Source organism: Sphingobium sp. HWE2-09 (genome assembly GCF_035989265.1).
Taxonomy (GTDB): Bacteria; Pseudomonadota; Alphaproteobacteria; order Sphingomonadales; family Sphingomonadaceae; genus Sphingobium.
In genome coordinates this window covers 1213640-1231341 of the sequence record NZ_JAYKZX010000003.1, presented here as the reverse complement: position 1 = coordinate 1231341, position 17702 = coordinate 1213640, and the positions used below count along the sequence as shown (strand labels likewise).

Genomic DNA, 17702 nt, shown 5'->3' with positions numbered 1-17702 from the left:
AGAAAAGGCCGGTCGGGTTGCCCCGGCCGGCCCTTGTCATGTTGGATCGCGACGGATCAGAAGGCCACGGTGAGCGAGGCCGCGATCGTCGTGCCGATCTTGTAGCGGTTATAATAGACGCGATTGCCGTCCTGTTCCTGGAATTCCTGGAACTTGCGGCCCAGGATATTGCGGGCTTCGAACTTGACCTCGCTGTTGATGCCGCCGGGCAGCTTGACGCCCTGCCGCGCGACGAAGTCGAGCTGGATGCCCGGCCGTTCCTTGATGTCGGGCTGCAGGTTGGGACCACGGCTGGTGACGCGGTCGCTGGCATAGGTCAGCAGCAGCGTCTGTTGCGACAGCTTTTCGGTGTCTTCCAGGCCCAGTTGCAGGTTGACCAGATGGTCCGACTGGCCAGTGAGCGGCGCGCCGTCCACGAAATAGTCGGATGCGGCGGGCAGGTCGCCGGTGGTGTAGGTATAAGGGATGGTGGTGTCACCATCGCTGACCTTCAGTTTCGACTGGGTATAGGTGTAGTTGGCGATCAGCGCGACGCGGCGGCTCTGGAAGAAGGGCGAGTCGAAGCGGTCGAGCGGAATATATTTCTGCGCTTCGACTTCGGCGCCGTACAGCGTGGCTTCCGGTGCGTTGGCGAAGCTGGTCGTCACCGCATAGGTGTCCGTGATCGTCGTATAGGTTTCGATCGGGTTCTTGATCTTCTTGTAGAAGCCCGACAGCGTCAGCCGCTCGTCACGACCCATATACCATTCCGCCCGCAATTCCGCGTTCCACAACGTGCTGTCCTGCAGAAAGGGGTTGCCGCGATAGAAGCGGTTGGAGTCGGTGTCGATGAACGGCTGGGCGATCAGTTCGCGGAACTGCGGGCGGGCCAGGGTCTTGGACCCCGACGCGCGGAACTGCAGGCCGCCACCGGCATCAAAGGTCAGCGTCAGCGCGGGCAACCAGTAATTATTCTTGATCTGGTTGAACGGCGTCACGCCGGTCGAATAGACGTCCACGCCGGTCACCGACTGGCGACCGCTTTCGTAACGCACACCGGCGTCGATGCTGAAGCCCGGGAAGAGTTCGGCCTTCACCTGACCATAGCCGGCATGGACGCGCATGGCGGCGTCATAGACCGGGTAGTTGCCGGAGAAGTCGAGCAGGCCCAGATCATAGAGCTGGATCGTCGCATCCGACAGCAGATAGTCGGGGCGCAGCTGTTGCACCGGGATCGGCAGGTTGACGGCGTCGAAATGCAGTTCGTAGCGCGACGATGTCCGCTTCGTATCGGTATAGGCATAGCCGCCCGTTACGACGAATTTCGGCGCGATCTTGAAGCTCAAGTCGGCGCCGCCGGACCAGAGATTTTCCTCCAGGTCGCTGAACGTCACCGATGCGTCGCCGCGCTGGCGGTTCAGCGCATTGATGAAGCGATCGCCCACCGGATCGGTCGCCAGGTCGCGGTTGGACCGAACATAGACGAATTCACGCTCATAGGGGGCTTCGCGCTGCGAATTGGCGTAGGAGCCGCGCAGGTCGAGGCTGATCGCGTCGCTGAACTTGAATTCACCGGCGAACTGGGTGTCGATCAACTGCCGCTCATACCAGGCGGTCTGTTGCGTCAGATAGTCGGCGCCCTGGATCTGGCCGTCATTCTGACCGACCGCCAGCGAGGCGCGCTTCAATGTGTCGCGGATATAGAGGTTGGTCCAGCGGACCTTCTGGTCGCCCCATTCCAGACCCAAGCCCAGCAGGCCGTTGACCGTTACCTGATTGTCGGTGACGACCTGATTGTAGCTTTTGCCTGCGCCTTCCGACACGGTCAGCGACGCCTGTTGCAGGTTGTCGCGGGTGCGCCATTTGTTGCTGTAGCCCGCCGTGGCGATCACGCCCAGACGCGCGTCGCCCATGTCGATCGCGGTGCCCGCGTTGAGCGTGCCCGAGAAATTGAAGGGCAGGCTGTTCGTCCGCTGCACGACCGAGGTCTTGCTGTTGAGGAACTGCATCGCGATCGCCTGCTGGTCGTCGCGGGGGATGTTGGCGAAGGGCACGCCCGAACCGAAGGCGTCCTTGAGCAGCGGCGGCACGTCGCGCGAGCTGTCGTCGAAGCCGGTCCAGTCGGACTTGGCGCCATAATAGGTATAGCCCAGCTGGCCCGAGGTTTCGGTGTTGGCCGAGCTGCCGACGCCGATTTCGAAATAGCTTTCGGTCGGGATCGCCTTGGTCGTCAGGTTGATGACGCCGCCGCCAAATTCACCGGGGAAGTTGGCCGAGAAGCTCTTTTGCACCAGGGTCGATGCGATCACGCTGGTGGGGAAGAGATCGAGCGGCACGACGCGCTTGAGCGGCTCAGGGCTGGGCAGCGGCGAACCGTTGAGCAGCGCGAGCGAATAGCGATCGCCCAGGCCACGGACATAGACGAAGCCGCCCGACACGACCGACAGGCCGGTGACGCGCTGGAGCGAACCGGCGATGTCGCCTTCGCCCGTCCGCTTGATGTCGGCGGCGGACAGGACGTTGACGACCTGCGGCGCGGATTGCGAGATATTGCTGGTGCGGCGGCCGGTGACGACGATGTCGGAGCCGGGCACGGATACGTCGACATTGCCGGACTGGGCCGCGGCTTCGTCGGCGGCGCTGGGCGTGCTCGACATGCCGGCATCGCCGGTGGACGCCCCGCCCGCTTGGCTGGCATCGGTCTGCGCCATCGCCATCGGGGCGGCCAGCGCGGTGGAAATCAGGAGCAGGCGCGCCAGGCTGAGCGGCTTCGACATGCTATATATCCCCCTTGGGAAAATTCGGTGCAAAGAGGGCGGGGAAGCGCTGCGTCACGCTGCCCCGCCCCTGTTGAGGTCGTGGGTCCGATCAGGTCGTCGGGATCGCCGTGCAATTCTTGCTGGTGCTGCCGAAGCTGGCGGTCACCGAGTTGCAGGTCCAACCGGCATACCAGGTGTCGCTGCTGTCCTTGACCGCACCGATATAGTTGGTGGTGGTGAAGGCGGCGTCGATGGTCTTGGGATCGACGGCGGTGCGCGCGGTTTCGGTCGCACCGTTGATGAACAGGTTGGTCAGCGACGGGGTGTAGCTGATCGTGCTGTTCGGGCCGGCTTCGAAGATCGACTGGACCAGAGCGGCGTCGACGCCGGTGCCGGTGCCCTTATAGGGCGTGCTGTTGCACTGCATCACCACCGAGATGTAGCGCGGCTTGCCAGCGTCCTGCAGCGCGGTGTCCGCATCGCGAACGGCAGCAGCGCCGTTGATGCGCAGGCAGCTCTGATTGGGGCTGATGATGATGCCGTTGACCAGCGCCAGGTCGGCGCCGCCGCGCAGCAGCATCGATGCGCCGTCGTCGCCGGTGTTCGAACGCTGGATATGCGTGAAGTTGGCGACCTTCAGATATTGGCGGGGCAGGGCGTCTTCGCTGGCGTTGCTGTTCGTCGCGGAACCGTTGGAGTCGGTTTCGAGGAAGGTGTCGCCGATATTATTGCCTTCGCGCTGCGCCGAGATGATGAACTGGGCGGTGCCGCGGAAGCCGACGTCGGTGTCCAGATTATCGTCTTCGTTGCCGGTCAGGACCAGATATTTGAGGTTCGCCGCGCCACCGAAGATTTCGATGCCGTCGTCCGAGCTGTTGTGGACCTGGATATGATCCATCACCGTGCCGGTGCCGACGCCCGAGGGGGTCAGACCCTGCAGTTCCTTGCCGTCGGCCAGTACGAAGCCCGAATAGCGGATCTGGACATAGCTGAGGCGGCCCGAGCTGTCGGTGTCGGTCGCACCGCCGTACAGGGCGTTGCTGGTGCCTTCGGTGTCACGTTCACACGCGGTGGTGCCGGGGGCAGCGGCGGGCGCCTGGCAGTCGGTGATCTTCGCACGGCCGAGCAGCACGATGCCGCCCCACTGGCCCGACGATTGATCGTTCGCGGTTCCGGTGACGTTTTCACGGCTGGTGAAGATGATCGGCGCGGCGGCGGTGCCGACGGCGTTGATCTTGTTACCGCGGTTGACCGCCAGATAAGCGTTGCCGGTGCTGGCGAAGACAACGACGCCGGGATCGATGTTGAGCGTGACGTCGGTGTTGGTGCTGGCAGCGCCCTGATCGGTGCCGACATCGACGCGGCCGGGCAGCGAGTAGATCACGCCGGTGGTCTTGGCGATCGCGGTCGAGGCGGTGAAGCGTGACGGGAAGCCGCAATTGCGCCAGGTGTTGGTGCCGTCCGTGATGGTGCCCAGGTTGTTCAGCTGGTTCGGGCCAGCGATGCTGGGGCAATCGGCCGCCGGCGTCACAGCCGTGGGGGTCGGCGTCGGGGTGGGCGTGGGGGTTGGCGTGGGCGTCGGGGTCGGCGCGGGAATGACGATCGTGCCTTCGCCCGGCGACGCAATGTCGTCCGCGCCGCAGGCGCTGAGGCCGATGCAGGCGCAGCTCGCCATCAGGATCGTGTGGATACGGTTAATCTTGGCCATGTCGTCTCCGCTCCGGCCTGTGCCGGGATTGTTGAAGTGCGGAGCGCAGGGGAATTTCGAATCGGACAACGCCCCCTGTCGCCCTCGGATCGGGCAAGTAGGCGCGGCAGATGACAGGCTGATGCTGCTTCTATGACAATGGCGGGTCGGTTACATGACAGATTAAAGACTGTGACAATTCTGCCAGGTCTTATGGTTGCGGAGCGGCGTGACGATTAGCCCCGGGGGCGTTCCCGATACCATTTGGTGATGACATGCTTCACCCCCGCGCGCACTTTCATACCATGATGCAGGCTGGCGGGATTGGGCTGGCCCGGCGCAAGGCGGTTGTTCCAGGCGAGCAGCTTGCCGGTTTCGGGCTGCACCGTCTTGCCGATCTTCGTGAAACGGGTGGCGCCGCCTGCTGTGGGTTCGTTGAGATAGACCATCAGCGTCCATGTGCGGTTGCCCGCGACCGAGCAATAGCGGGCATAGTCCGCGCCCTTTGGGTCGAAATAGTCGGTGTGCGCCTTGAACTCCTGCCCCACATCATAGCGTTGCCCCTGGATTGGTTCGCCATGCGGCGTCGCGATGCCCGCGAAGGCGTCGAGCCGCGCATTGACCGCCGCGACGAAGGGATCGCCATGGTCGAGGTCGCAGGTTTCGCTGGTGCGGAAATAGCCGTCGCCATTGGCGTCGGCGATGGTCGAGGGGCGGCGCCTGGCATCGGTCCGCTCGATCAGTTGCGCGCATTCGTCGGGGGTGAGGAAAGCGCGCTGGATGAACAGGGCCAATTGCGTGCTCGGTACGCGCTGGATGCGGGGATGCGCGGCGATCCAGGCGGGGTCGGCGTCTGATGCCGCAGGCACGGCGATGTCGGGGGGCAGATCCGGCATGGATAGTCTCTTGGGCAGCAAGGATAGGGGATAGACGGCGTCGTAGCTATAGTCCCATCCCGCAAATGCAAGATGCGGCGCTTGTGTCATATTATAGTCATATCACTGTCATGCAGTAGTAAGATGCCGGTCCTAGCAGGCAGCCAGAGCGATTGGGGGTCTGGCCAACATCATGCGTGTGCCGTTCGGGGATAGAATGCGCGGTTTCGGACGCGGCCGGTCATCGGCTGTGCCGACGATCGATTGGGCGGCGCTGCTGGAGCGGGTGTTGCTGGTGCTGTTGGCGCTGCAACTGGTGCGGCTGGTCTGGGCCGTGGTCGCGCCGGTGGGCAGCTTTGGCCCCTGGGAAGGGCGGCAGGCGCAGCTTCTGTCCGCCAGCGCCCGACAGGCGCTCTTCGCCAGTTTCGATCCCTTTTTCCGCACCGGCGCGCCGCAGCAGGCGAGCGGCGGTGTCGTCACCTCGCTGGCGCTGACGCTGTATGGGATCAGGCTGAACGAGGGGTCGGGGCTGGGGTCCGCGATCATCGCGGCGCCCGATGGCGTGCAGAACAGCTTTGCCGTCGGCGACGAGGTGATGCCCGGCGTCGTGCTGAAAGCCGTGGCGTTCGACCATGTGACGATCGACCGGGGCGGGGCGGAAGAACAGATTTTCATCGACCAGTCGGCCCCCGCGCCGGACGCCGCGCCCCCGCCGTCGGGTGATGGCGCAGGTTGGCAGAGCGCCGCGCCGCCGCCGCCCGCCGCGCCGGGCGCAGGCCCGACCGTCGATGGCCTGAAACGCGATATCGGCTTTGCGCCCCGGACGCAGAATGGCCGGATCACCGGCGTCGCCGTCCTGTCCAAGGGGCCGAGTTTCGCGAGCGTCGGCTTCAAACCCGGCGACATCATCAGCCAGGTGAACGGCCAGCCGATCGGATCGGCCAGCGACCTCCAGACCCTCCAGAACCAGATCGCGCCCGGTGCGCGCCTGTCCCTGACCGTCGAGCGCGGCGCCGCCGTCGCATCGGTCAACATCATAGTGCAAGGCCAATGACCCGCAAACTCCTCCTTTCCGCCGCCACCGCACTCGCTTTGGCGACGCCGATCGCCGCGCCGCTGATGGCGCAGCAGACGCTGAACGTGCGCGACGCCGATATCCGCGCTTTCATCCAGGACGCCGCGCGAGTGACCGGGCGCACCTTCATCATCGACAACAAGGTGCAGGGGAAAGTGTCGGTCGTGACCGACCGGCCGCTGTCCCGGTCCGAATATTTCGAGATCGTGCTGTCCACGCTGCGCGCCAACGGACTGGTCGCGGTGCCTGCGCCGGGCGGCGCCTATCGCATCCAGCCCGCCGACGGCGCGTCGGGCCAGCCCAGCAGCGTGGGTAGCGCGGCCAATCGCAACAGCTTCGTGACGGAGGTGTTCCGCCTGCGTTCGATCGACGCGGCGAGCGCGCTGGAAACGCTGCGCCCGCTGGTGAGCAAGGAAGGCTCCGTCACCGCCAACCGCGCGGGCAACAGCGTGGTCGTGGCCGATTATGCCGACAATATCTCGCGTATCCGCCAGGTCATCGCCCGGGTCGATCGCGACACGTCCGCCACGCAGATGGTGATGCTGAAAAATGCGGGTGCGCGCGAAATCGCGACCTCGCTCCAGGCGCTGGTGGCGAGCAGCGGCGGCGGGGAGAATGCCGCGCCGTCGGCCGCGACCGTGGTGCCGATCGACAGCAGCAACGCCGTGGCGATCCGGGGCGACGCGACCACCGTCGCACGGCTGGCGGCGATGGCGCGCCAACTGGACCAGCAAGCGGCGAGCGGCACGGAAATTCGTGTTTACTGGCTGGAACATGCGGACGCGGAAAAGCTGCTGCCGGTATTGCAGCAACTGGTAGGCCAGTCGACCAGCCAGCCGGTGACGGCCTCCACGCCCGCAGCGGGCAGCGCGGCCCCCGCTTCGCAGGCGGCGGCCCCGGTTGCGGCGGTATCCGCCTCTTCCTCCTCCAGCGGCGGCGGCATTTCCACCCGCGGCCCGGCCATCGTCACCCGCTATGAAGGCGCGAACGCGATCATCGTAGCGGCCAACAGCGATGTGCAGCGCATGCTGGGCGAAACTATCCGCCAGATCGACACGCGGCGCGAACAGGTGCTGGTGGAAGCGATCATCGTCGAAATAAGCGATTCCGCCGCCAAGAAACTGGGCGTCCAGTTCCTGCTGGGCAGCACATCGACCGGCTTTGCCGCGAGCAATTACAGCAATGCGTCGCCCAACCTCCTGACGCTGGCGGGCGCCTATGGCGCGACGAAGCTGGGCACGACGACGACGACCGTGGTGGCGCCCGATGGCACGCGGACCACGACGGAGGTGCAGAATAGCGGCGACCTTGCCAGCAGCTTGCAGGAAGCGGCGATCAGCAGCCTGCAAAGCGCCACCGGCGCGATCGCGGGCCTGGGCGGCAGCATCGGCAAGAACGGCATTTTCGGGGCGATCATCAACGCAGTGAAGTCCGATACGGAAAGCAATCTGCTCTCCACGCCGTCGGTGATGACACTGGACAATCAGAAGGCGTCGATCCTGGTCGGGCAGCAGGTGCCGGTGACCACGGGTGAGGCGCTGAGCCAGAATTTCGACAATCAGTTCCGCACCGTCCAGCGGCAGGATGTCGGCATCAAGCTGGAGGTGAAGCCGCAGATCAATACCGGCGGGGCGATCAAGCTGTTCCTGCGTCAGGAAGTGTCGAGCGTGGCGGGGCCGGTCAGCAATAGCAGCAGCGACCTCATCATCAACAAGCGTGAGATCGAGACGACGGTCACCGTGGACGATGGCGAGATATTAGCGCTGGGCGGCCTGCTCGACGACAATGAGCGCAAGACGATCGAGCGTATCCCGCTGCTGTCCGACATTCCGGGGCTGGGTGAATTGTTCAAATCGCGCAGCAAGAGCCGCAGCAAGACGAACCTGATGGTCTTCATCCGCCCGACGATCCTGCGGTCGAAGGAAGATGCGCAGCGGTTGACGCAGCAGCGCTATGGCTATGTCCGGGGGATGCAGTTGCGGCGCGATCCCGATAGCGAGCCGACGATCGACGAACTGGTGCGCGACTATATGGGCGCGACGCCGCCCTTGCCGCCCCAGCCGAGCGACGCGGTCGTGGCGCCGGTTGCTGGCGCGCCGGTGGAGATCATCGAACCCACTGTCCGCCAGTCGAGCGGCGTGGTGCGGCCGGTCGAGATACCGGCGAGCGGAGGGCGGCAATGATGCTGCTCTCTCCCCGTCCGTTCGGGCTGAGCCTGTCGACGCCCCTTCCTGTTTTGCAAGAAAGAAATGCCCTTCGACAAGCTCAGGGCGAACGGGGGTGGGCGTGAGTGATGTCATTGCGGATGGGGTGCCGCCAATTCCCCCCGCCCGATCGACATCCCCTATGTCTTCGCGCGCAAGCATGGCGTCGTCATGCTGCCGATCGAGGGCGAGCGCCTGACCATCGCCGTGCGCGAGGGCAGCGATCCGCGCATATTGCTGGAGGTGCGACGGCATCTGGCGCGCAGCTTCGACGTCCTCTTCGTCGCGCCGTCCGAGTTCGACCGGCACCTGTCCAACCATTATGCGATGGAGGGCAGCGCGGCGGCGATGGCTGGATCGCTGGACGTGGGCGCGGACGAGCTGGACATATTGGCGGCTGACATCCCGACCGCCGACGACCTGCTCGACAGCGCGGACGATGCGCCCGCCATCCGCCTGATCAACGGCATCATCGCCGAAGCCGCGCGGCAGGGCGTGTCTGACATCCATATCGAACCCTATGAAACCGGCCTCATCGTGCGGATGCGCGTGGACGGCGTGCTGCGCGAAACGCTGCGGATGCCGCCGCATGTCGCACCGGTCGTCGTCAGCCGCATCAAGGTGATGGCCCGCCTCGACATCGCCGAACGGCGCGTGCCGCAGGACGGGCGTATCGGCCTGACGCTGGGCGGCAAGCTGCTCGACGTGCGCGTTTCTACTTTGCCAAGCCGGGCGGGCGAGCGGGTCGTGCTGCGTATCCTCGACAAGGAAAATGCGGGCATCACGCTCGACCTGCTGGGCATGAACGGGGTGCCGGACCGGATTTTCCGGGAGGGCTTAAGCGAGCCCAATGGCATCATCCTGGTCACCGGGCCGACCGGATCGGGCAAGACGACGACGCTCTATGCAGGCCTGCGCCAGTTAAACGACGGCAGCCGCAATATCCTGACGGTCGAAGACCCGGTCGAATATGCGATGGAGGGCGTGGGCCAGACGCAGGTCAATGCCAAGGTCGGGCTGACCTTCGCGGCGGGCCTGCGCGCGATTTTGCGGCAGGACCCCGATGTGGTGATGGTGGGTGAAATCCGCGATCGCGAAACCGCCGAGATCGCGGTGCAGGCGTCGCTGACGGGGCATCTGGTGCTGTCGACCGTGCATACCAACGACGCGGTCGGCGCGATCACCCGGATGCGCGACATGCGGGTCGAACCCTTCCTGCTTGCCTCCACGCTGCGCGCCGTCATCGCCCAGCGGCTGGTGCGGCGGCTATGCCAAAGCTGCCGCGAACCAGTGCAGGCGGACAAGTCGGCCAGCGCGCTGCTGGGCTTCGATCCCGGCACGATCATCTATCGCGCGCGCGGATGCGACGAGTGTAGCGGCAGCGGCTATAAGGGCCGGATCGGCGTGTTCGAAGCGATCCGGGTGGATGATACGATCCGCCGCCTGATCAATGACGGCGGCGATGAATCGCTGATCGCCCGTCATGCTTTCCTGAACGCCCCCAATCTGGGGTCGGCGGCGCGTGCGCTGGTTCGCGATGGGCAGACGACGGCGGAAGAGGCGATCCGCGTGTCGCGCCGCGATTCGGTCGAGGCGGAAACCATCGCCGATGGCTGACTTCGATTATAGCGCGATCGATGCGGCCGGGCGAGAACGCCATGGCAGCATCAAGGCCGGGACGATCGAGGATGCGCGCGCCAAGCTGGACGCGCGCAAGCTGTTCATCGTTCGGATCGAGCCGGGCGCGGTCGAAACGGCGCGCAAGCGGGCGGGCATGGCGCTGCGCACGCCGCGCCTGTCGGCCAAGGAATTGACGCTTTTTACCCGCCAGTTGGCGACGCTCACGCAGGTCAGTCCGCTAGAAGAATTGCTGCGCACCATCGGGCGGCAGAGCGAGCAGGACCATGTCCGCGCGATCGTGGGCAAGGTGCATGGCGGCGTGATGGAAGGGCGGCGGCTGGCCGATGCACTGGGCGCGGAACCCAAGAGTTTTCCGCCGCTCTATCGCGCGATGATCTCAGCCGGTGAAAGCTCCGGCAGCCTGCCCGCCATCATGGAACGCCTGTCCGACCTGATGGAACGGCAGGCGGTGATGCGGTCGAAAGTGCTGACCGCGATCGCCTACCCGTCGGTGCTGGCGACCTTTGCCGTGTTCGTGGTGGCGGCGCTGATGATCTTCGTCGTGCCCAAAGTGGTGGAGCAGTTCGATACGGTCGGGCAGCAATTGCCGCTGCTGACCCGGATGGTGATGGCCGTGTCGGCTTTCCTGGCGGCCTATTGGTGGCTGCTGCTGATCCTGATTGCGCTGAGTGGTTTCGGTTTCTGGCGCGCGTTGCAGAATGAACGGTTCCGCTATCGGTTCGACGCGACCTTGCTGGGATTGCCGCTGCTGGGGCGGCTGATCCGCGACCTGCACGCCGCCAGGATGGCGCGCACCCTGTCGACCATGGTGGCGAGCCGCCTGCCGTTGATGGAAGGGCTGACGCTGACCGCCAATACCGTGCACAACCGGGTGCTGCGCAAGGCGTCGGACGAGATCGTCGAAGCGATCCGGGGCGGGGGCAGCCTGTCGGCGGCGCTGCGCCGGGCGGGCGTGTTTCCGCCGCTGCTGGTCTATCTGGCGGCGAGCGGCGAAAGCGCGGGGCGGCTCGACACGATGCTGGAGCGCGCCGCCGATTATCTGGAGCGCGAGTTCGATAGCTTTACCTCCACCGCGCTCGCCATGCTGGAGCCGGTGATCATCATACTGATGGGCGGTATCGTCGCCGTCATCATCCTGTCCATCCTGCTGCCGATCCTGCAGCTGCAAAGCCTGACCGGGGCTTAGGAGTGAATATGCATAAGACCCTTACCCTTCGTCTTTCCCGCGAAGGCGGGAATCCATCTCTCGCCCTCTCCGAGATCACCACGCCGGAGATGGATCCCCGCTTTCGCGGGGATGACAAATATGGGGTGAGGCGTTCCGCCGAACACGGCTTCACCCTGGTCGAACTGATGGTCGTGATCGTCATCATCGGCCTACTCGCGACGATCGTGGCGATCAACGTCATTCCCGCGACCGACACGGCGCGGATCGAAAAGGCGAAAGCGGATATCTCCACGATCGAACAGGCGCTGGAGCAATATCGGCTCGACAACCTGACCTATCCGGCCGGGTCGGACGGGTTGCAGGCGCTGCTCAGTCCGCCAGCATCGCTGGCGCAGCCGCAGCGCTATCGTCGCGGCGGCTATATCAAGAAGCTGCCGCAGGATCCGTGGGGCCGCGCCTATGTCTATACCGTGCCGGGCCGCAAGGGCGCGTTCGACATCAGTTCGCTGGGCGCCGATGGCCAGCCGGGCGGAGAGAATGAAAATGCGGATATCTATTCCAGCGAATTGTGAGGCGATGTGCCCCGGCGGGGGGCTGGGGGCTGAGCCGCGGGCGCTGCGTGTGGCGTCCTGGGCCCCGGCCTTCGCCGGGGCGCGTTCGCGGAGGTGCGAACGCGGCTTCACGTCTTTGGAGCGTTCCGCCCAACAGGGCTTCACGCTGGTCGAACTGATGGTCGTGCTGACGATCATCGGCTTCATTTCCGCTGCCGTCGTGATGGCGATCCCCGATCCGCGCGCGCGCGTGATCGAGGATGCCGACCGCTTCGCCGCGCGCGTTGCCGCCGCGCGCGACGAAGCGGTCGTAACCGCGCGCCCGATGGGCCTGTGGGTGTCGGCGTCGGGCTATGGATTCCAGCGCCGCGAGGGCGGACAATGGACACCGCTGGAAGACAAGCCCTTCGTCACCGCCAACTGGAAGGGCGGCACGCGCGCGCTGGTGGGGAAGGATGGTCGCCAGCAGATCGCCTTCGACGGCACCGGCCTGCCCACCGATCCGCTGACCGTGACGCTGGCGCGCGAAGGCGAGCGGGTGTCGGTGAGTGTCGACATGGCGGGGAAGGTCATGGTCGGTGGGTAAGCCACGGCTCCGTGTTCCCGCGCAGGCGGGAACCCAGTCCCGCGCTCTGAACTGGGTTCCCGCCTGCGCGGGAACACGCTCAAGTGCCAATGAGCGCGGCTTCACGTTGCTCGAAATGCTGGTCGCGCTGGCAGTGTTCAGCCTGGCGGCACTGGCGCTGGTGCGGTTGCAGGGGGTGACGTTGCGCACCACAGCCGATCTCGACAGCAAGGCGCTGGGCCAGATCGTCGCGCGCAACCTGATGGTGGAGGTGCAGACCGATCCCACGCCGCCGTCGGTTGGCGACGAAGACGGCATGATCGATAATGGCGGGCGGCGCTGGCACTGGCGGCGTGTCGTCAAGCCGACCGACGACAAACGGCTGCTTCAGGTGGACCTGACGGTGGATGGGCAGCCCGGCGCATCGCCGGTGGTGCTGAGCTTCGTCCGGGTGGTCGCTTGATGTCTATCACAAAACCGCCGTTCGCTTCGAGCGAAGTCGAGAAGCGGCAAACGCTGTGCGTGCGTTTCTCGACTTCGCTCGAAATGAACGGAACATGGCGCACGTCCGACGGCGGGTCCGCCCAACAGGGCTTCACGCTGATCGAACTGCTCGTCGCGCTGATGATCTTTGCGATGCTGGCGAGCGCGGGCGTCCTGTTACTGGGCAACAGCGTATCGGCGCAGGCGCAGATCAAGGCCAGGCTGGATGATATGGCGGCGATCCAGCGGGCCGCCGGCGCGCTGTCTGGCGATTTGGGGCAGGCGGTGCCGCGCATTACCCGTACCGAAGCGGGGACGCTCGCCCCTGCCTTCTGGGCGCATAGCGATGGCGAAGGCCAGCCGGTGATGCAGTTCGTGCGCGGAGGCTGGGACAATCTGGGCGATCTGCCTCGCCCGTCGCTGCAAAAGGTCGAATATTGGGTGCGGCAGGGACGGCTGGAGCGGCGCACCTATGCCCAGCTGGATGGCGCGGCGGGGGACGATCCAGCGGCGCTGCTGGACAATGTCGAGGCGGTCGCGCTGCGCTTTCGCGATGCGCAGGGCGCATGGCGGGAGGATTGGACGCCCACACAGCCGGACCTGCTGCCCCGCGCGGTGGAGATGACGGTCACGCGCACGGGCGAGCCGCCCGTGATGCTGCGTTTCCTGGTGGCCCCCGGTCCTGTCGAAAAGCAGGATGTAACGGAAGGGGCGGCAGGTGCCTGACCCGCGCAGGAAGAACGAGCAGGGCGCGGCGCTGCTGACGGTATTACTGCTGGTGGCGGTGATGTCCGTCGTCGCTGCGACTGCGTTGGAGCGCGTGGCGCTGGCGACGCGGATGACCGGCAATGGCGGCGCGGTCGATCAGGCCCGCGCCTATGCCGACGCGGCGACCGAGATGGCGTTGCTGCGCGTCGGCGACCAGACGGCCAGCAGCCCGGCGAAGATCACGCTGGCGGGCGGATGGATGGGCACGCCGCAAAGCATTCCCGTCCCCGGCGGCATCGCGACCGCACGGGTGACCGACGCGGGCAATTGCTTCAACCTCAACAGCGTCGTCAGCGGTGAGAGCGCGGCGAATTTGAAGGTCCGCCCCGCCGGCGTATCGCAATTCCAGGCCTTGCTGGAGGCATTGGGCGTGGACGCGCGGCAGGCGCAGGGCGCGTCTGCGAGCCTGGCCGACTGGATCGATACCGACAACGTGCCGCAACCCGGCGGGGCGGAGGACGAAACCTATGTCCAGATGGAGCGCCCTTATCGCGCCGCCAACCGGATGATGGTGGACGCCAGCGAATTGCGCGCGGTCAGCGGCATCAGCCCGGCCATCTATGATCTGGTCAAACCATGGATATGCGCGCTGCCGGTCACTGATTTGTCGCCGATCAACATCAATACGCTGCTGCCGGGCCAGGCGCCTTTGTTAGCGATGCTGCTGCCGGGTCAATTGAGTGTCGCCCAGGCGCGGCAACTGCTGGCGCAACGCCCGGCAGATGGGTACGGCAGCACGAACGAGTTCTGGGCCTTGCTCTCGCGCGACGGGTCGTCGCCTGCGGTGGATGTGCAGGAACAGGTGAAGATGACGACGGGATTTTTCGGAGTGGACGTGTCGGTGGATGTCGGGGGAACGCAGGTGGTGGAGCGGGCGCTGATCGACGCGCGGCAAAGCCCGGCGATGGTGGTTCGGCGCAGCTGGGGTGCGGGGGCATGAGCAGTCGCGACGCGCTGATCGTCTTTCTGGCAGAGGCGCAGGACGCCGAACCGCATTGGATGCGCATCATCGACGGTGCGCTGGTGCAGGCGGGCGAGGGCGCAAACTGGCTGGCGGCGTGCGGCATCGCGGCGTTGCCCGATCAGGCCCGCGTGCTGCTGGTGCCGCCAGCCGCGCTGGTGACGCTGCACTGGGTCGCGCATCCCGACCTGCCGGTGCGGCAGGGACGGGCGGCGGCACGGTTGGCGGTGCTGGCGGGCGGACTGGCGCCATCCGATCAATTATTTGCGGCCGCAGATATAAACGAAGATCCCGCCCGCCCGCATATCGTTGCTATGGCGAGCCGGCGCGACATGCAGCAATGGTTGCTATGGGCGCAGCATCATGGGCTGGACCCGGATATCATCGTGCCCGCGCCGTTGCTGCTGCCGGAGCCTGAGAGCGGCTATGTCCGCGGCGTCATCGGCGGCGAGGCGGTATTGCGCGGCGTCGATATCGCGATCGGGGCGGACATGATGCTGCCCGAACTGGTCGGCGATGGACCGATCGTCGATGTGGCGCCGGGCGTGGTCGAAGGCCGCGCGATCGCCGCGCTGGACATGCCACCACTCGACATGCGGCAGGGCGATTTCGCCAAGCGGGTGCGGCGCGCGGTGGATGGTCGCCTGATCGGCCGCATCGCGCTGTGGAGCGGCCTCCTCCTGCTCGCCAGCCTGCTGATCGCGCTGATCGGCCTGGCCAAGCAGCATGGCGAAGTCAGCCGACTGGATGCGGACAGCCTGGCGCTGGCGCAGCAAGTCTTGCCCGGCGCGACCGACGCGAGCCAGGCGCTGGCGGAGATGGAGGGCAAGCTGGCCGCGCGGGGTGCGGGTGGACGGGCGTTCACGGCGCCGGTCGCTGCGTTGCTCGCCGCGATGCAGGATGCACCGGGCGTGGCGCTAACCACCCTGTCGCGCGATCCCGACGGCATGGTCCGCGCGACACTCGCCGCGGCCAAGGCGGACGATATCAATATCGTGCTGCTGGCGTTGCAGGCGGCCGGTTTCACGATCACGGCGACCCCGTCCCAGGATCCGGGCGGGCGGACGCTGGCGGACATTACGGTGCGGTCATGATGGAACGGATGCAGACTTATTGGTCGGAACGATCGACCCGCGAACAATGGATGCTGGGCGTGATGTTCGCGCTGCTGGCAATCGTGATCCTGTGGTTCGGCATTGCCATGCCGCTGGATCGGGCGCAGCGCAGCGCCCGCGACGCGCTGAACGAAGCGACCGACCGCAATGCCGCGATACGATCGGCCGTCAAGCAGTTGAAGACGCTGCCCCGCACCGCCGCCGCCACCGGCCCGGCCATGCCGATCGACCAGTTTGTCGGCCAGAGCGCCGGGGAAGCGGGCCTGACGCTGGAACGCGCGCAGGCGCAGGGCGATGATCGGATGGATATCGCGATCGCTTCGGTACGGCCGGTCGCGCTGTTTTCCTGGCTTGCCGTGCTGGAGGGGCAGGGCGTGCGCGTGGACACGATGAGCGTGCGGCCTTCGCCGACGGCGGGCAGCGTGTCGGTGCAGGCCGTACTGGTGCGGGGGGCGGCGCAATGATGGGCCTGAAGCTATCGCGACGGATGCGGGTCATCCTGATCCTGGTGCTGTTGCTTGGGCTGCTGCTGTTCCTGCCGATGCGGGTGGCGCTGGGGCTGGCCGGACTGGAGCGGCTGGGCGTCGCGGCGCGGGAGGTGCGTGGGACGGTATGGAGCGGGCGGATCGACCAGTTGATGCTGGGCGACATGCCGTTGGGCAGCGTGCGGGCGGGCCTGTCGCCGCTATCGTTGCTGGTGGGGCGTGCGCGTTTCGACATCGCCCGGACCAAGGGGCTGGCCGACGACATAAGCGGCGCGCTGACGGTCGGTTTGGGTCGCATCGGCGTGGACGATATGACCGGCGTCATGCCGCTGGGCCGGGTCTTTGCGCCGCTGCCGGTCGGCAGCCTGATGCTGGAGGATGTCAGCGCCTATTATGCCGGTGACCGCTGCGGCCATGCCGAAGGGCGCGTGCGGGCGCGGATGGCGGGGCAGTTCCCCGGCCTGAACCTCAGCCAAGGCCTGTCGGGCGTCGTGGCGTGCGACGGCGATGCTTTGTTGCTGCCGCTGGTCAGCCAGTCGGGCATGGAAAAAATCACGCTGCGTATCTGGCGATCGGGGCGCTATGCCGCCGAAATGCGGGTGGAAACGGCAGATCCGACGCTAGCTGCGACGCTGGGGCAGGCGGGTTTCGCCGGGGCCGATGGCGTGCAGGTGCTGAAGGTCGAAGGACGGCTGTGATCCAGCCGGTTGCGGCGTTGGTCGGTGCGCTGGCAGGCGCGATCGCTGGCAGTTTCCTGGCGACGCTGATCCTGCGCTGGCCCGAAGGACGCAGCATAATGCACGGGCGATCCGCCTGCGACGGGTGCGGTCGGACGCTGGCGGCGCGTGATCTTGTGCCCCTGTTGAGCGCGATGGTGCAGCGCGGCCGGTGCCGAAGCTGCGGTGCGCAGATCGACCCGCTGCATGGCCGGGTGGAGGCGGCCTGCGCGGTGATCGGTGCGCTGGCGCTGGGCGGCCTGCCAGATATCGGCGGTATCGCCTGGGCCTTGCTGGGCTGGATGCTGCTAACGCTGGCGCTGCTCGACTGGCGGCACTTCTGGTTGCCGGATGCCCTGACGCTGCCTTTGGCTTTTCTTGGCTTTACCATCGGCCTGTGGGCAACGGACGTCATTTTGATCGACCGCATCCTGGGCGCGGCGATCGGTTATGGCGCGCTGCTCCTGCTGGCGCTTGGCTATCGTGCCGTTCGTGGACGGGACGGGTTGGGATTGGGCGACGCGAAATTGCTGGGGGCGCTGGGCGCCTGGTTCGGATGGCAGGCGCTGCCTTTTATCCTGCTGATCGCATCGATAACCGGATTGGCGGTGATGCTGATCAGCGGCCGGGCGACACGGCGCACGGCGCGTGTACCGCTCGGCACATTCCT

General features: G+C 66.1%; 15 protein-coding genes and 1 pseudogene. 13 read left to right on the top strand and 3 right to left on the bottom strand.

Translation table 11 applies throughout. The annotated features are described in order from the left end of the window. Nucleotides 1-56: 56 nt before the first annotated feature. From U5A89_RS11370 to U5A89_RS11360, 3 genes are all read right to left on the bottom strand, one after another. Nucleotides 57-2756 carry a TonB-dependent receptor domain-containing protein gene (locus U5A89_RS11370; RefSeq protein WP_338161237.1) on the bottom strand — a complete coding sequence of 900 codons (2700 nt, stop codon included), beginning with the start codon at nucleotides 2754-2756 and terminating at the stop codon, nucleotides 57-59. A gap of 91 nt (nucleotides 2757-2847) precedes the next feature. Further along, on the bottom strand, nucleotides 2848-4446 hold the full coding sequence (locus tag U5A89_RS11365) for a hypothetical protein (RefSeq protein ID WP_338161236.1): 1599 nt from the start codon (nucleotides 4444-4446) through the stop codon (nucleotides 2848-2850). A 215-nt stretch (nucleotides 4447-4661) separates the two neighbouring features. Continuing rightward, nucleotides 4662-5321, bottom strand: a complete 660-nt coding sequence (locus U5A89_RS11360) for a prolyl hydroxylase family protein (RefSeq protein WP_338163021.1) — start codon at nucleotides 5319-5321, stop codon at nucleotides 4662-4664. Between the two features lie 172 nt (nucleotides 5322-5493). On the opposite strand from U5A89_RS11360, the gene U5A89_RS11355 reads away from it, so the two are divergent. The 13 genes and pseudogenes from U5A89_RS11355 to U5A89_RS21365 form a co-directional block, all read left to right on the top strand. After that, nucleotides 5494-6354, top strand: coding sequence for a type II secretion system protein N (locus U5A89_RS11355; protein WP_338161235.1), 861 nt, complete (start codon nucleotides 5494-5496; stop codon nucleotides 6352-6354). Further along, complete coding sequence (gene gspD / locus U5A89_RS11350; protein ID WP_338161234.1) at nucleotides 6351-8558, top strand: type II secretion system secretin GspD; 2208 nt, start codon at nucleotides 6351-6353, stop codon at nucleotides 8556-8558. The genes U5A89_RS11355 and gspD overlap by 4 nt, the downstream gene beginning before the upstream one ends. A 150-nt stretch (nucleotides 8559-8708) precedes the next feature. Continuing rightward, nucleotides 8709-10196, top strand: coding sequence for a type II secretion system ATPase GspE (gene gspE, locus U5A89_RS11345; RefSeq protein ID WP_445190696.1), 1488 nt, complete (start codon nucleotides 8709-8711; stop codon nucleotides 10194-10196). Next, nucleotides 10189-11406 carry a type II secretion system inner membrane protein GspF gene (gene gspF / locus U5A89_RS11340; protein ID WP_338161232.1) on the top strand — a complete coding sequence of 406 codons (1218 nt, stop codon included), beginning with the start codon at nucleotides 10189-10191 and terminating at the stop codon, nucleotides 11404-11406. Before gspE ends, gspF begins: the two co-directional genes overlap by 8 nt. An 89-nt stretch (nucleotides 11407-11495) precedes the next feature. Next, entirely contained in the window at nucleotides 11496-11960 is a 465-nt protein-coding gene (gene gspG / locus U5A89_RS11335) for a type II secretion system major pseudopilin GspG (RefSeq protein ID WP_338163020.1), read from the top strand. A gap of 115 nt (nucleotides 11961-12075) precedes the next feature. Continuing rightward, nucleotides 12076-12525 (top strand): GspH/FimT family pseudopilin, encoded by a 450-nt coding sequence (locus tag U5A89_RS11330; RefSeq protein WP_338161231.1) that lies wholly within the window; start codon nucleotides 12076-12078, stop codon nucleotides 12523-12525. A 46-nt stretch (nucleotides 12526-12571) separates the two neighbouring features. After that, nucleotides 12572-12967: a type II secretion system minor pseudopilin GspI gene (gene gspI / locus U5A89_RS11325; protein ID WP_338163019.1), complete on the top strand. Its 396-nt coding sequence runs from the start codon at nucleotides 12572-12574 to the stop codon at nucleotides 12965-12967. Between the two features lie 83 nt (nucleotides 12968-13050). Next, nucleotides 13051-13713, top strand: a complete 663-nt coding sequence (gene gspJ, locus U5A89_RS11320) for a type II secretion system minor pseudopilin GspJ (protein ID WP_338163018.1) — start codon at nucleotides 13051-13053, stop codon at nucleotides 13711-13713. Next, nucleotides 13706-14695: a type II secretion system minor pseudopilin GspK gene (gene gspK / locus U5A89_RS11315; RefSeq protein ID WP_338161230.1), complete on the top strand. Its 990-nt coding sequence runs from the start codon at nucleotides 13706-13708 to the stop codon at nucleotides 14693-14695. Before gspJ ends, gspK begins: the two co-directional genes overlap by 8 nt. Continuing rightward, a complete protein-coding gene (gene gspL, locus U5A89_RS11310; protein WP_338161229.1) occupies nucleotides 14692-15810 on the top strand; it encodes a type II secretion system protein GspL in 1119 nt (372 codons plus the stop codon). The genes gspK and gspL overlap by 4 nt, the downstream gene beginning before the upstream one ends. Beyond that, entirely contained in the window at nucleotides 15807-16295 is a 489-nt protein-coding gene (locus U5A89_RS11305; protein ID WP_338161228.1) for a type II secretion system protein M, read from the top strand. Before gspL ends, U5A89_RS11305 begins: the two co-directional genes overlap by 4 nt. Next, nucleotides 16292-17014 (top strand): type II secretion system protein N, encoded by a 723-nt coding sequence (locus U5A89_RS11300; RefSeq protein ID WP_338161227.1) that lies wholly within the window; start codon nucleotides 16292-16294, stop codon nucleotides 17012-17014. Before U5A89_RS11305 ends, U5A89_RS11300 begins: the two co-directional genes overlap by 4 nt. Beyond that, a pseudogene (locus U5A89_RS21365) lies at nucleotides 17011-17634 on the top strand (prepilin peptidase); the annotation flags it as partial. The gene U5A89_RS11300 and the pseudogene U5A89_RS21365, both read left to right, overlap by 4 nt. Nucleotides 17635-17702: the final 68 nt, after the last annotated feature.

What these genes read in the sequence shown, in the direction of transcription:
- gspJ (WP_338163018.1), top strand. Translation starts at nt 13,051, where the DNA reads ATGAACGGAACATGGCGCACGTCCGACGGCGGGTCCGCCCAACAGGGC.
- gspG (WP_338163020.1), top strand. Translation starts at nt 11,496, where the DNA reads ATGGATCCCCGCTTTCGCGGGGATGACAAATATGGGGTGAGGCGTTCC.
- gspL (WP_338161229.1), top strand. Translation starts at nt 14,692, where the DNA reads ATGAGCAGTCGCGACGCGCTGATCGTCTTTCTGGCAGAGGCGCAGGAC.
- U5A89_RS11360 (WP_338163021.1), bottom strand. Translation starts at nt 5,321, where the DNA reads ATGCCGGATCTGCCCCCCGACATCGCCGTGCCTGCGGCATCAGACGCC.
- U5A89_RS11370 (WP_338161237.1), bottom strand. Translation starts at nt 2,756, where the DNA reads ATGTCGAAGCCGCTCAGCCTGGCGCGCCTGCTCCTGATTTCCACCGCG.
- gspD (WP_338161234.1), top strand. Translation starts at nt 6,351, where the DNA reads ATGACCCGCAAACTCCTCCTTTCCGCCGCCACCGCACTCGCTTTGGCG.
- U5A89_RS11365 (WP_338161236.1), bottom strand. Translation starts at nt 4,446, where the DNA reads ATGGCCAAGATTAACCGTATCCACACGATCCTGATGGCGAGCTGCGCC.
- U5A89_RS11355 (WP_338161235.1), top strand. Translation starts at nt 5,494, where the DNA reads ATGCGTGTGCCGTTCGGGGATAGAATGCGCGGTTTCGGACGCGGCCGG.
- U5A89_RS11300 (WP_338161227.1), top strand. Translation starts at nt 16,292, where the DNA reads ATGATGGGCCTGAAGCTATCGCGACGGATGCGGGTCATCCTGATCCTG.
- gspF (WP_338161232.1), top strand. Translation starts at nt 10,189, where the DNA reads ATGGCTGACTTCGATTATAGCGCGATCGATGCGGCCGGGCGAGAACGC.
- U5A89_RS11305 (WP_338161228.1), top strand. Translation starts at nt 15,807, where the DNA reads ATGATGGAACGGATGCAGACTTATTGGTCGGAACGATCGACCCGCGAA.